The sequence below is a fragment of the Methylobacterium sp. genome (assembly GCF_019745455.1).
GTDB lineage: Bacteria > Pseudomonadota > Alphaproteobacteria > Rhizobiales > Beijerinckiaceae > Methylobacterium.
The window spans coordinates 52,636-65,549 of the sequence record NZ_JAIETD010000049.1; the positions used below are offsets into that span (position 1 = coordinate 52,636).

Annotated in this window: 12 protein-coding genes and 1 tRNA gene; 12 read left to right on the top strand and 1 reads right to left on the bottom strand. The window is 67.9% G+C overall.

Annotated elements, in window-relative coordinates; translation table 11 throughout:
- Window positions 1–49: 49 nt before the first annotated feature.
- The 5 genes from K2Y56_RS11975 to fabI all read left to right on the top strand — a co-directional run bounded on the left by K2Y56_RS11975 (window position 50) and on the right by fabI (window position 3,832).
- Window positions 50–571 (top strand): DedA family protein, encoded by a 522-nt coding sequence (locus K2Y56_RS11975; RefSeq protein ID WP_292507610.1) that lies wholly within the window; start codon window positions 50–52, stop codon window positions 569–571.
- An 86-nt stretch (window positions 572–657) separates the two neighbouring features.
- Window positions 658–1,143: an MmcB family DNA repair protein gene (locus K2Y56_RS11980; RefSeq protein WP_292507611.1), complete on the top strand. Its 486-nt coding sequence runs from the start codon at window positions 658–660 to the stop codon at window positions 1,141–1,143.
- A gap of 71 nt (window positions 1,144–1,214) precedes the next feature.
- A complete protein-coding gene (locus tag K2Y56_RS11985; RefSeq protein ID WP_292507612.1) occupies window positions 1,215–2,051 on the top strand; it encodes a class II glutamine amidotransferase in 837 nt (278 codons plus the stop codon).
- 151 nt (window positions 2,052–2,202) lie between these two features.
- Entirely contained in the window at window positions 2,203–2,934 is a 732-nt protein-coding gene (locus tag K2Y56_RS11990; RefSeq protein ID WP_292507613.1) for a NepR family anti-sigma factor, read from the top strand.
- A 94-nt stretch (window positions 2,935–3,028) separates the two neighbouring features.
- Window positions 3,029–3,832 (top strand): enoyl-ACP reductase FabI, encoded by an 804-nt coding sequence (gene fabI / locus K2Y56_RS11995; RefSeq protein ID WP_292507614.1) that lies wholly within the window; start codon window positions 3,029–3,031, stop codon window positions 3,830–3,832.
- Between the two features lies 1 nt (window position 3,833).
- Here fabI and K2Y56_RS12000 read toward each other — a convergent pair whose 3' ends face one another.
- Window positions 3,834–5,312: an amino acid permease gene (locus K2Y56_RS12000; RefSeq protein WP_292507615.1), complete on the bottom strand. Its 1,479-nt coding sequence runs from the start codon at window positions 5,310–5,312 to the stop codon at window positions 3,834–3,836.
- A 291-nt stretch (window positions 5,313–5,603) separates the two neighbouring features.
- Between K2Y56_RS12000 and K2Y56_RS12005 the strand changes: the two genes are divergently transcribed.
- From K2Y56_RS12005 to K2Y56_RS26470, 7 genes are all read left to right on the top strand, one after another.
- Window positions 5,604–5,963 (top strand): SelT/SelW/SelH family protein, encoded by a 360-nt coding sequence (locus tag K2Y56_RS12005; RefSeq protein WP_292507616.1) that lies wholly within the window; start codon window positions 5,604–5,606, stop codon window positions 5,961–5,963.
- Window positions 5,960–8,188 (top strand): HWE histidine kinase domain-containing protein, encoded by a 2,229-nt coding sequence (locus K2Y56_RS12010; RefSeq protein WP_292507617.1) that lies wholly within the window; start codon window positions 5,960–5,962, stop codon window positions 8,186–8,188. The genes K2Y56_RS12005 and K2Y56_RS12010 overlap by 4 nt, the downstream gene beginning before the upstream one ends.
- A 307-nt stretch (window positions 8,189–8,495) precedes the next feature.
- Window positions 8,496–9,893 (top strand): methyl-accepting chemotaxis protein, encoded by a 1,398-nt coding sequence (locus tag K2Y56_RS12015; protein ID WP_292507618.1) that lies wholly within the window; start codon window positions 8,496–8,498, stop codon window positions 9,891–9,893.
- A 75-nt stretch (window positions 9,894–9,968) separates the two neighbouring features.
- A complete protein-coding gene (locus tag K2Y56_RS12020) occupies window positions 9,969–11,540 on the top strand; it encodes an AMP-binding protein (RefSeq protein ID WP_292507619.1) in 1,572 nt (523 codons plus the stop codon).
- A gap of 70 nt (window positions 11,541–11,610) precedes the next feature.
- Entirely contained in the window at window positions 11,611–12,429 is an 819-nt protein-coding gene (locus tag K2Y56_RS12025; protein ID WP_292507620.1) for a glycosyltransferase family 2 protein, read from the top strand.
- A 35-nt stretch (window positions 12,430–12,464) separates the two neighbouring features.
- Window positions 12,465–12,556, top strand: a tRNA-Ser gene (locus K2Y56_RS12030).
- A 99-nt stretch (window positions 12,557–12,655) separates the two neighbouring features.
- Window positions 12,656–12,874 (top strand): DUF6538 domain-containing protein, encoded by a 219-nt coding sequence (locus K2Y56_RS26470; protein WP_366848683.1) that lies wholly within the window; start codon window positions 12,656–12,658, stop codon window positions 12,872–12,874.
- Window positions 12,875–12,914 lie beyond the last annotated feature (40 nt).

Genomic DNA, 12,914 nt, shown 5'->3' on the forward strand with positions numbered 1-12,914 from the left:
GTCACGGCCGCGCTTCCCACATCCGCCTGGACCAGCAACAGGGCTTCCCATGGATTTCGATGCGCTGCGGACCGCGATTCTCGGGTTCGTGGAAACACACAAGGCCTGGGCGCCCCTCGTCGTCGGTGTGCTGGCCTTCTGCGAGTCGCTGGCCTTCCTGTCGATCCTCGTGCCGGCCACGGTGCTGATGCTCGGGATCGGCGCGATGATCGGCGCGAGCGGGATCCCGTTCTGGCCCGTGGTGATCGGCGGCGGCATCGGGGCCGCGCTCGGCGACTGGGTCTCCTACGAGATCGGACGCTATTTCCAGCACGGCGCCAAGACGATCTGGCCGATGAGCCGGTACCCGGACATGGTCGCCAAGGGCGAGGATTTCTGCCGGCGCTACGGCGCCTGGGGCATCGTCATCGGCCGCTTCATCGGCCCGGCCCGCGCCGTGGTGCCGCTCATCGCCGGCATCTTCGAGGTGCCGCGGGTGCCCTTCCAGCTCGCGAACTGGAGCTCGGGTTTCCTCTGGGCCTTCATCTGGCTGGCGCCGACGGCGGGCGTGCTCAGCTTCTTCAAAGGGTGAGCTTCACTGAAAGTCGCAGGTGACAAAGGCCGCCGGGGCTGATTCCCTGAGCAGAGTCCCGATTCGGGGCATCTTTCAGCGGAACCATGTCAGCTGCCCTCGCCCACGTGATCCTGCCTCCGGACCGCCGGCAATCGCCAACGGCGCTGCACGTGCAGCGCGGAGTGCGCCGGCTTTTCGCCGAACTCGGCCATGTCACGATCCCGGAATTCTCCCTGGCCAATGGCCGGCGGGCGGACCTGATCGCCTTGTGCCCGGCCGGTCGGCTGACCATCGTGGAGATCAAGTCGAGCGTCGCGGATTTCCGGGCCGACCGGAAATGGCCGGATTATCGCGACTATTGCGACCGCCTGTTCTTCGCGATCCCCGACACCCTGCCGGAGACGCTGACTCCGGCCGATGCCGGCCTCATCGTCGCCGACGCGTTCGGGGCGGCGATCCTGCGCGAGGCGCCCGAACATTCCTTGAGCGGGCCGCGCCGCAAGGCGGTGACCCTGCGCTTCGCCCACAGCGCGGCGCGGCTGCTGCATGCCCTGGCCGATCCGGGCGCGATCCGGGAAGGGGCGTTGTAGGATCGCCCGAAGGCCCTTAAGCCTGACGCTACTCCCTCAAACCCTCCCAGCGCAGAAGCCGTCTCCTTTCCATGTGCGAATTGCTCGGCATGAGCGCGAACGTGCCCACCGACATCCGCTTCTCCTTCGCCGCCCTGGCGCGGCGCGGCGGCGAGACCGGGCCGCATGCCGACGGCTGGGGCATCAGCTTCTACGAGGGCAGGGGCTGCCGCGCGTTCCATGAGCCGGAGCCGAGCGCCCGCTCGGAGCTCGCCAAGCTCCTGCGCAGCGCCCCCATCAAGAGCCGCATCGTCATCGCGCATGTGCGCAAGGCCAATCGCGGCCGGGTCAGCCTCGAGAACACCCATCCCTTCAGCCGCGAGTTGTGGGGCCGACGCTGGACCTTCGCCCATAACGGCCAGCTGCGCGGCGTGAAGAAATGGCCGCTCACCTGGTTCAGGCCGGTTGGCTCCACAGACAGCGAATACGCCTTCTGCTGGATGATGGACCAGTTGCAGGCGCGCTGGCCCAAGAACCCGACGAAGCTCCCGAGCGCGAGTCAGCTCGACGTGGCGGTGGCGGAGCTCTGCGCCAAGCTGCACGGGCTCGGCGTCTTCAACATGCTGCTCTCGGACAGCCGCACCCTCTACGCCCATTGCGGCAAGCGCCTGTGCTACCTGACCCGCCGCGCGCCCTTCGGCACCGCGACCCTCGTCGACGAGGATTGGCGGGTGGATTTTTCGCGCGAAACGACGGCGGACGACGTCGTCACGGTGGTCGCCACGAAAGCGCTGACGCGGGACGAGTGCTGGACGGATGTGGAGCGCGGCCATGTCCTGTCCCTGCGCGACGGCGCCGTGCGCATCCTCAAGCCCGGCGCGCGCAAGGCCGTCGCCGCGGGTCCCTGCAGCGCCGGCGCGCCAGCTTGACAGCACGGGGTGCGCACGGGTCCGCGATGCGCTACAACCCGGTTCAATGACCGGATGCTGGGTCCGCTAGCGGACGGTCCCGCATCGTAGCCGAAGCGGCCGGAGCTCCTGGAGCCGGTCTCTCTTTGATCAGCCCAGAACCCGACGAGCCATGACACGCGACGCGATCGACACGACCGACACCGACGCTGCGGATGCGCGTCCGAACCTGTCCCCCACCATCCGGACCCATCTCGGCGACCACCTGCGCACGGTCTATGATCGGCTCGGCAACGACGACCAGCCGAGCCGCTTCGCCGAACTCATCGAGAAGCTCGAAGCGGCGCTTCGCGCCCGCGGCGAGGCGATCGAGCCGGAATTCCGCAACGGCCTGCTGGCCGCGGTGCCCTCCCTTCGCGCCTTCGCGCTGTCGCTGACGAGCAACCCGGCCCGCTCCGACGACCTCGTCCAGGACACGCTGCTGAAGGGCTGGCAGCACCGCGCCCGCTTCCAGCCGGGCACCAACCTGAACGCCTGGCTCTTCACCATCCTGCGCAACATCTTCTACTCGGATCACCGCAAGCGCGTGCGCGAGGTCGAGGACCAGGACGGCTCCTACGCGGCCCGTCTCGCCACGGCCCCGCACCAGGGCGACCGCCTCGACGTCGAGGATCTGCAGACGGCTCTGGCGAAGCTGCCGCCCGACCAGCGCGAGGCCCTGATCCTGGTCGGCGCCGAAGGCGTCTCCTACGAGGAGGCCGCGTCGATCATGGGCTGCAAGGTCGGCACCGTGAAGAGCCGCGTCAGCCGCGCCCGCGGCCGCCTGGCAGAGCTTCTCGGCTATGACGAGGAAGACCTGAGTTCGGACCGGCTGATCCAGTCGGCGATGCCCAAGGACGCTTGAGGAGCGGAGCGCGGTTCCCCTAGGGACGGCGCCGCGCATCGAAGACCGCTGAAGGCCCGCACGGCAGAGGCGCGGCCACGGGAGACGATCACGCATGACGGGTTTGATGGCGGGCCGGCGCGGCCTGATCATGGGGGTCGCCAACGACCATTCCATCGCCTGGGGCATCGCCAAGGCGCTGCACGGACAGGGTGCCGCCCTCGCTTTCACGCATCAGGGCGAGGCCCTCGGCAAGCGGGTGACGCCACTGGCGAAAAGCCTCGGCTCCGAGATCGTGCTGCCCTGCGATGTCGAGGATATCGCCAGCGTCGACGCGGTTTTCTCCGAGCTTGCCCGGCACTGGCCCGAGGGCCTCGATTTCGTCGTCCACGCGGTGGGCTTCTCCGACAAGAACGAGCTCAAGGGCCGCTATCTCGACGCCACCACCCGCGAAAACTTCTCGCGCACCATGACGATCTCGTGCTTCTCCTTCACCGAGATCGTGCAGCGCGCCGCGCCGATGATGCGTCCTGGCGGGGCCCTCCTCACCCTGACTTTCGGCGGCGCCACCCGGGTGATGCCGAACTACAACGTCATGGGGGTCGCCAAGGCAGCGCTCGAGGCCTCCGTGCGCTACCTCGCGGCCGATCTCGGGCCCGACGGCATCCGCGTCAACGCAATCTCGGCCGGGCCGATGCGGACGCTTGCGGGAGCGGGCATCGGCGATGCGCGGGCCATGTTCGCCCACCAGAAGGCCCATGCGCCGATGCGGCGCACGGTGAGCCTCGACGAGGTCGGCGGCTCGGCCCTCTACCTCCTCAGCGACCTCTCCGGCGGCGTCACCGGAGAGATCCATTTCGTCGATTGCGGCTACAACATCATCGCCATGCCGCGCCCCGAGGCGCTCGACGCAGGGTGACCTAACCGGCCGCCTCCACCTCGCGCCCGACCCGGCTGTGCCGGCGGCTCCAGGCGAAGTAGATGACGAGGCCTATGGCGAGCCAGACACCCAAGCGCAGCCAGGTCTCGCCGTCGAGGGACACCATCATGGCAAAGCAGCTCACGATGCCGAGGATCGGCACGAGCGGCACCCATGGCGTGCGGTAGTCGCGGCGGGCATTCGGCTGGGCCCGGCGCAGGATGATGACCCCGACGCAGACCAGGATAAAGGCGAGCAGCGTCCCGATGCTCGTCATGTGGCCGAGCTGGCTGATCGGCAGGAAGCCGCCGAGCGCGCTCGTGAACACCATGAAGAAGAGGTTCGAGCGGTACGGCGTCTTCCAGGTCGGGTGGATCTTGGAGAAGAAGCCGGGGAGCAGACGGTCCTGGCTCATCGAGTAGAACACCCGGCTCTGGCCGAGGAGCAGCACCAGGATCACCGTGGAGAAGCCCGCGATCACGCCGAGCGTGACGAGGCTCTTGAGCCACGGGAACGGCGTCATCGCGATGGCGGTGTTCACGGGGGCCGCGTCACCCTTCATCTGGGTATAGGGGACGAGGCCGGTGAGAACTCCCGCAAAGGCGATGTAGATGACGGTGCAGATCGCCAGCGAGCCGAGGATGCCGACCATCATGTTGCGCTGAGGGTTCTTCGCCTCCTGCGCCGCCGTCGAGACGGCATCGAACCCGATATAGGCGAAGAACACCACCCCGGCGCCGCGCATGATCCCGCTCCAGCCGTACTCGCCGAAGGTGCCGGTGTTCTCGGGGATGAACGGCACGTAGTTCTGGGCCTTGATGTAGAACAGGCCGACGCCGACCACGACCGCGACCACCGCGAGCTTGATCAGCACGACGATGGCGTTGACCCGCGCCGATTCACGGATGCCGATCATCAGGAGCGCCGAGGCGGCCACGATAATGAAGATCGCCGGCAGATTGACGATGCCGTGCGCCACCGTGCCGTCGGCGAGGGTGAAGGTCTCGAACGGCGAATGGACGAAGTGGGGCGGCAGGTTGATGCCAAGGGTGTCGCGCATGAAGCGGGTGACGTAGCTCGACCAGCTCACCGAGACCGTGGCGGCGCCGACCGCGTATTCGAGGACGAGGTCCCAGCCGATGATCCAGGCGACGAACTCGCCCATGGTCGCGTAGGCGTAGGTATAGGCCGAACCGGCGACCGGGATCATGCCGGCGAGTTCGCTGTAGCACATGCCGGCAAAAGCGCAGGCGAGCGCCGCAATGGCGAAGGAGATCACCACCGCCGGTCCCGCATGTTCGGCCGCGGCGATGCCGGTCAGCGAGAACAACCCGGCACCGATGACGGCGCCGATGCCGAGCGCGATCAGGCTCCAGGGTCCCAGCGTGCGTTCGAGCGTGTGCTCGCCGCTCTCCGCATCGGAGTTAAGCCGCTCCAGCGACTTCGTGCGGATGAGGTCCTCCGCGAGGCCTGATGCCATGCCCGTGTTCTCCGCTAATCTAGATCTTCGCGCCGATCTCAGCCTCGCCTCATAACACCTGCCGCCGCTGGCGGCGGTTGCAAGCCTCACGTGCAATAAATCCCGACAAGCCGGTGGATGCTCTCGATCGCGTCAGCCAGGTCCGGACGGGCAGTCTCGGTCGCCTCGGCTTTCGAGGCAGGATTCGGGCCGGAGGGCCCGAGCGCGATGCTCTCAACCCCACCCGCAAGGACGTTCCGGTGAGGCCCAAAAGGTTGACAAGCGCGGGCGGTTCGGTGCGCTGTGCCGCTCATGGAAGAGACGCCTCGTCCGACGGCCAGGATGCCGCGGGTCGCCATCACCTACTGCACGCAGTGCCAATGGCTGCTGCGGGCCGCCTGGATGGCGCAGGAACTGCTGTCGACCTTTCGCGACGATCTCGGCGAGGTTGCCCTCGTGCCGGGCTCTGGCGGGGTTTTCACGATTACCTGCGGCCCCGAGACGATCTGGGACCGGACGGTCGATGGCGGATTCCCCGACGCCAGGCTGCTGAAGCAACGGATCCGCGACCTGATCGCCCCGACGCGCGACCTCGGCCATATCGACCGGCGCGAGGGGCCGGCGGCCAGACAAAGGGGTGCGTCTGAAGAAGCGCCGGAGAGCGCGCCATGACGGCCGAGGCCGATGTCTCGGCCCAGCAGCCCGGCCACGCCACCCCGCGCCGCAAGGCGCGATGGACCGGTCTGAGGGACCTCGTGGACCGTGCCCGCCGACGCGGGTTCTCGACGCAGGTCTACCTGATCCTCCTGGTCATCGCTCTCATCGGGCCGGGTCTCATCTTCACCGCGATCCTGCTCATGCGCTACGCCGCCACCGAGCGGGCGCGCTTCGAGCAGGACGCGCGAGAGAACGTGCGCGGCATCGCCCTCTCGATCGACCGGGATACCGCAGGCCTCGTCTCGGTGCTGCAGACGCTGGCGACCTCGCAGCGGCTCAAGGACGGCAACGTCGAGAGTTTCGACGCGCAGGCCCGCCTCGTCCGCGATGCCGTCGGCCTCGAGATCCTGCTGCGCCGGCCGGACGGCCAGCAGGTCGTCAACACCGCCGTTCGCCGGGGTGCGCCGCTGCCCTCGAGCGTGCTGCCCTTCGATCGCGAGTTCGCCTCCGGCAGCCAGCGCGCCACGGTTTCGGGCGTGATTCCCGGAGCGATGCCGGGCGAGGCGAGCTACGCGGTGGCCGTGCCGGTCACGAACGAGGGCGAGGTCAGCTACATCCTCAGCTTCGCCGTTCCGGTGGAGCGGCTTCAGGCTATCATCGCACGCGAGGCGGTGGAGGGCTGGACGACCGGGGTCTCGGACCGCGAGACCGTCGTCCTCGCCCGCATCCCCGACCCGGCCTCCATCGTCGGCCGGCCTCGCCTCACGACCCTGCGCCAGCGGCAGACCGATACGCCGGGCGTGTGGGAGGGCAAGGATCGGCGCCTCAAGCCGGTGACCGTGGTCGAGGCGCGCTCGCGCCTCACCGGCTGGACGGTGGGAGCGGTGATACCGCAGGTGATCGTCGAGGCGCGCCTGCGCAACTGGATCTGGGCCTTCGGCGGTTTCGGCCTCCTCGTCCTCGCGACCTCGTCGATCCTGGCCGTCCACCTGTGGTCGCGGGTGGCGCGGCCGTTGCGGCGCCTCGCGGCGACCGGTCCGGCCCTGGCGCGGGGCGAGGCGATCCCGCGCATCACCTCGCCGATCAGCGAGATCCGGCGACTCGGAGACGTCCTGGCGGACGCGTCCCTGCGGCTGCGCACCCGCGAGGACGAGCGCGACCGGGCGCTGGCCGAGACCCAGCGTGGCCTCTCGGCGCTACGGGAGAGCGAGGCCCGGTTCCGACACATGGCGGATTCCGCCCCGGCGCTGATCTGGATGACCGACGAGCAGGCCGAGATCAGCTTCGCGAACATGCATTTCGACCACCTGTTCGGGCAGCCTGCATCGACTCTCGCCGAGGCCGGCTGGGACCGCATCATCCATCCCGAGGACATGGCTACCTTCTCCGAGCTGTTCGAGGAGGCTTTCGCGGATCGGCGCCCGTTCAAGGCGGAGGTGCGGGTCGTCGACCGAGACGGCGCCGTTCGCTGGCTGCGCTGCGAGGGCGTGCCGCGCCTCGACGATACCGGCGTCTTTCTCGGCTATACGGGCTGCAACGTCGACATCAGCGACGCGAAGCGGGCCGAGGAGCACCTGCTGCTGCTCATCCACGAACTGAACCATCGGGTGAAGAACACCCTGGCGACGGTCCAGTCGATCGCCAGCCAATCCCTGCGCCGCCTGGAAGGTCCGGACGCCTCGGCGGCGCGGGCCGCCTTCGAGGCGCGGCTGATCGCCCTCGCCCGGGTCCACGACGTCCTCACCCGCGAGAATTGGGACGGCGCGGAACTCGGAACCGTCGTGGCCGATGCCATCGCGCCGCTCCATGCGGGCGAGGGCCAGAAGGCACGCTTCATCGTGAACGGCCCGACGCTGCGCCTGCCGCCGCGGCTCGCCCTCTCCATCGCCATGGCGCTGCATGAGCTCGGCACAAACGCTGTGAAGTACGGCGCACTCTCTCGGGAGGGAGGAACTGTCGCGATCACCTGGACGGTGGAACGCGAGGCACAGACCGTCCTTCACCTGCGCTGGGCCGAGCGCGGAGGGCCGCCCGTGGCACCCCCCACCCGCACCGGCTTCGGCTCGCGGCTGATCGAGCGCAGCCTCGCACGCGAGCTCGCCGGCGACGTCCAGCTCATCTTCGCTCCGGACGGCGTCGTCTGCCTCATCACGGTTCCGATGCCGGCACCGACGGCAATGGATCGCCGCATGCGCGACCTTCCGCTCCCGCCGGAGATCAGATTGCCGCTTTCGGCCTAAGAATCGGCGACTCCCTTCGAAACGAAATGCAGTCGATGCTCAACCGTAAGGTGAAGCGGTTCCCGTGAAATTTTCGTAATTCGCGAAAGCATCGCGCCGCAATTCAAATAGATCGCGAAGGTTGTTGTCTCAAACTCTAATTCTTTCGGCCTAGTTCGGCTCGCAGAATGTCGAGTGTTCGGATGCCGGTGCGGCTTTGCGCCTGCAATAAACCGTCGATCATGGTCCGAAGCGGTCGCGCGCTAAGGGTATGTTAAGCGCTCTTATGCAGATTTCGGAACAAGGAACGCACAAGGACTTCACGTCGATGATCGGGCTCGCTTTTGGACGGACGCGCAAGGATTCGCCCGATATTGCGTCGATTCCGGATACGAAATCGGTTGGTGAAGTCGCCCGCCTGACCAAGGCGATCGAGACGCTCGTCGCGACGCAGAACGTCACCGCCGTCGACCTGCCGGAGGGGCCACTCCGGACGTCGCTGCACACGTTCATGTCGAAGCGCGACATGGAGCGCAAGCGCAACCTCGGCAACATGGCGGCGATCGCCAAGGAGGCGTCCGAGGCCGCCATCAATATCGGCTGGATGACCTACGACGTCGGAGAGGTCGCCCGCGCCACACAGACCATCGCGGGCGCCACCGAGGAGATGGCTGCTTCCATTGCCGAGGTATCGCAGACTTCCGATACCGTCGTGACCGTCGCGCAGGACGCGCTCACCGCGATGCAGGCCTGCGTCGGGGATGGCCAGCAGGCGCGCAACGCCATGCACGAGATCGATGCGCGCACCTCGCTGATCTCCGATCGCGTCGTCGTCCTCGAACGCGCGATCTCGCAGATCGAAGTCATGGCGACGGCGATCGCCTCGATCTCCAACCAGACCAACCTCCTCGCGCTCAACGCGACGATCGAGGCCGCCCGCGCCGGCGAGGCCGGCCGCGGCTTCTCCGTGGTCGCCGCGGAGGTGAAGTCCCTCTCGGCCCAGACCGCCAAATCCACCGGCGAGATCCGCGCCCTTCTCAGCACCCTCACCGCCGAGATGTCGTCGATCTCGGTCGCCGTCGGCGAGAGCCGTACCGCCGTCACCACCGGCCGTTCCATCGTCGAGCAGCTCGAGGCCCGCGTCGCCCAGACCAACGAGCGGATCTCGCAGGCGAGCAACCTCAACCAGGCGATCTCCCAGATGCTCGGCCAGCAACGCTCGGCCACCGCGGAGATCTCGACGAGCGTTCAGGGCATCGCCGCCAAGGCCTCGAAAACCCATGAGGAGATCGAGAAGATCACCAATCGTTTGGTGCGCGCCGAGGGCCTCGGCCAGACCTCCCTCGACTCCGCCGGCGTCAACATCCCGAACTTCGTGCTCGTGCGCCTCATCGCCGACGTCGGCGTGTGGAAGCGCAAGCTCGCCCGCGTCCTGGTCGGCCTCGCGCCGGCCGATGCCACCGCAGCGACGATCTCCGGCCGGCCAGGGCAGACCATCTCCGCTGATCTCGAACGGGGCGAGTTCAAGAGCCACCCGTCGCTCGCCCGCTTCGCCAAGGCGGAACGGATCGCCCTCGACGAGGCCGCCAAGATGGTCGCCGCCATCGGCGCCAACGATTGGGATACAGGCACGCCGGCCTACCGCAATGCCACCGACGCGATGAAGACGATGATTGGCGCTGCGTCCGAGATGTCCGGCGTGTCGCAGACCTCCACGGACGACTGATCCACCTTCTGTTCGAACGGGATCCCACCACGAACGAGGATGACGGCCGGCCTTGTGCCGGTCGTTCTTTTTTGCATGCCTCCCGGACGAAGATCCGGACCCCTTGCCTTGACTCATCCTCTCTCCCACTCGCCCGCCGTCCCGTCTCGCTTCAACGCCGCGAGTCATTGCCTCGCGGTGAATGCCCGTCTTCGTCCCGATAAGGACGCCCTGCGGGTCGTCGGGGGCGACGGGCGCGTGACGCGGATGACCTTCTCGGAGGTCGACCGAGCCGTGCGCGGCGTCGCCGCCGGATTGTCGGATCTCGGCCTGTCTCCGGGCGCGCGAGTGATGGTCCGGATGGGCAACGACGCCGATTACGTCCTCGTCTATTTCGGCGCGATCGCCGCCGGGCTCGTCGCCCTGCCGTCGTCTCCGCAGCTCACCCCTGCCGAGGCCGCGTTCCTGATGGAGGATTCCGGAGCGGCCGTGATCGCGGCGGGCGCCGATTGCGTCCTCGATCCGGCGAGCGTCTCGGGACGCATCGTCATCGGCCCTTCCGAGATCGCCGCGATGGCGGACGGGCCGACCCTGCTATCCTACGCCGACACCGTCGCCGACGATCCCGCGACGCTGGTCTACACCTCCGGCACCACGAGCCGGCCCAAAGGCGTGCTCCACGCCCATCGCGCCGTATTCGCCCGCCGCCCGATGCACGAGCATTGGCAGGGCCTGACTGAGTCCGACGTGATGCTGCATGCCGGCACCCTGAACTGGACCTACACGCTCGGCGTCGGCATCGCCGACCCTTGGGCCTGCGGCGCCACCGCGGTACTCTTCAACGGTCCGCGGGACCCGGCGCGCTGGCCGGCCTTGATCGAGAGCGAGGGCGCGACCCTGTTCGCCGCGGTGCCGAGCCTCTACCGGCAGATCCTGAAATACGCAGACCTCGGCGCGCATAATCTCAATCGCCTGCGCCACGGCCTCACCGCCGGCGAGGCGCTGACGCCCGAATTGCTCGCGGCCTGGCAACATGCGACCGGAAAGCCCCTCTACGAGGCTCTCGGGATGAGCGAGGTCTCCACCTACGTGTCGAGCGGTCCGACAGTGCCGGTCAGGCCTGGCTCGCCGGGAAAGCCGCAGCCCGGGCGCCGCGTGGCGATCCTGCCCGAGGAGGGCGAGCCGGTGCCGCTGCCCGCCGACGAGGTCGGCCTGCTCGCGGTCCACCGCTCTGAGCCCGGGCTGATGCTCGGCTACTGGAACCGGCCTGACGAGGAAGCGGCGGTGATGCGCGGCGAATGGTTCGCCGGGGGCGACAGGGCCAGCCTCGATGCTGACGGCTATCTCTGGTTCCACGGCCGCGCCGACGACGTCATGAACGCCTTCGGCTACAGGGTCTCCCCGCACGAGGTCGAGGCGGTGCTGGCCACCCATCCGGGCATCGCGGAGGTCGGGGTCGCCGAGATGAGCCCGAGGCCGGGCGTCAGCGTCATTGCCGGCTTCGTCGTCCTGAAGCCCGGGGAGGCGGCGGACGAGGCTTGCCTCATCGCCTGGTGCGCCGAGCGGCTCGCCGCCTATAAGTGCCCGCGAGCGATCCGTTTCCTCGATGCGCTTCCGCGCACCGCCAACGGCAAGGTTCAGCGCAAGCGCCTCGTCGCAACCGCCTGAGCGCAGAGCCATGCTTGTCCATGATCGCTGCGGCCGATAGATCGGGCGACCCCTCGACGCCCCCGGCCTCATGACAGCCCCGCCCCCCCTGCCGCTCTCGGTCTTCATCATCGCGCGCAACGAGGCCGACCGGATCGGCGCGACGATCGAGGCCGTGCGCGCGCTGACCGACGACTTGGTCGTCGTTGATTCCGGCTCGACCGACGGGACGCAGGCACTCGCCGCCTCCCTCGGCGCGCGGGTGATCCACAACGACTGGCCGGGCTACGGGCCCCAGAAGCGGTTCGCAGAGGAGCAGTGCCGCCATGTCTGGATGCTCAACCTCGATGCCGACGAGGTCGTGCCGCCCGATCTCGCAGCCGAAATCCGCGCCGTCTTCGACGCGGGCGAGCCGGCGCATCCCGCCTATCGCCTCGCCATCGCGGAGATCTTCCCCGGAGAGGCGCACCCGCACCCTTGGGCCTACCGCCTGACGCCGGTGCGGCTCTATCGCCGGGACAGGGGCCGCTATTCGCCCTCTCCGGTCCACGACCGCGTCGATCTCCAGGCTGGGGCGGGCACCGGGCTCCTGCGCGGTGTCGTGCATCATTTCTCGGTGCGCTCCCTCGGCGACCAACTCGACAAGCTCAACCGCTATTCCGACCAGCAGGCCGACGACCTCGAGGCGCGCGGCGTCGCGATTCCGACATGGCGGCTCTTCGTGGAGCTGCCCGGCAACTTCCTCAAGGCCTATCTCGGACGCCGCCATTTCGTGCGTGGTGCCTACGGCTTCCTCACGGCGATGAACTACGCGATCTCGCGCCACCTGCGTGTCGCCAAGCACTACGAACGCCGCGTCACGCTCCATCGCCGCCAGACCGGCCCCTTAGCGACACGCAAACCGGGTTGACCCACCCGGTGCGAGATTCTAGAGCGAACGCCTGCGGAGACGTGGCCGAGCGGCTGAAGGCACTCGTTTGCTAAATGAGCATGCCCCGAAAGGGGTATCGAGGGTTCGAATCCCTCCGTCTCCGCCAGACACCCTTAAGCCGCTAAAATAGCTGGTTTTTTCCTGGATCATCTCGGTCCAGTTGGTGACGCTGTGTCACCTTGGCTGTTCGGGTGCGAGGCAGTTGGTGCGAAGGGCGGAATACCTCCAATGCCGCCGTGGACGCTGGTTCGTCCGTGTTCGAGTTCCGGCGAATCTCGTGGTTCAAGTGGGCCAAATCCACTTTGTTAGGTCCCTGGACACCGACGGCGAAGCACAAGCCTCTGCGAGCCGCTGGGTGGCCCTCGTGATAATCTGGGATGGTGGATTGGGGTCAGGACATAGAACGGGCACAGATATACGCTAAGCGTCTCTGCGCGCACTTATGGGTCGACTCTATGCGTCGA

Coding starts and splice junctions, on each gene's coding strand:
- fabI (WP_292507614.1), top strand. CDS start 3,029: ATGACGGGTTTGATGGCGGGCCGGCGCGGCCTGATCATGGGGGTCGCC.
- K2Y56_RS12010 (WP_292507617.1), top strand. CDS start 5,960: ATGACGGCCGAGGCCGATGTCTCGGCCCAGCAGCCCGGCCACGCCACC.
- K2Y56_RS12020 (WP_292507619.1), top strand. CDS start 9,969: ATGCCTCCCGGACGAAGATCCGGACCCCTTGCCTTGACTCATCCTCTC.
- K2Y56_RS12015 (WP_292507618.1), top strand. CDS start 8,496: ATGATCGGGCTCGCTTTTGGACGGACGCGCAAGGATTCGCCCGATATT.
- K2Y56_RS12005 (WP_292507616.1), top strand. CDS start 5,604: ATGGAAGAGACGCCTCGTCCGACGGCCAGGATGCCGCGGGTCGCCATC.
- K2Y56_RS11975 (WP_292507610.1), top strand. CDS start 50: ATGGATTTCGATGCGCTGCGGACCGCGATTCTCGGGTTCGTGGAAACA.
- K2Y56_RS11980 (WP_292507611.1), top strand. CDS start 658: ATGTCAGCTGCCCTCGCCCACGTGATCCTGCCTCCGGACCGCCGGCAA.
- K2Y56_RS11985 (WP_292507612.1), top strand. CDS start 1,215: ATGTGCGAATTGCTCGGCATGAGCGCGAACGTGCCCACCGACATCCGC.
- K2Y56_RS12000 (WP_292507615.1), bottom strand. CDS start 5,312: ATGGCATCAGGCCTCGCGGAGGACCTCATCCGCACGAAGTCGCTGGAG.
- K2Y56_RS11990 (WP_292507613.1), top strand. CDS start 2,203: ATGACACGCGACGCGATCGACACGACCGACACCGACGCTGCGGATGCG.
- K2Y56_RS12025 (WP_292507620.1), top strand. CDS start 11,611: ATGACAGCCCCGCCCCCCCTGCCGCTCTCGGTCTTCATCATCGCGCGC.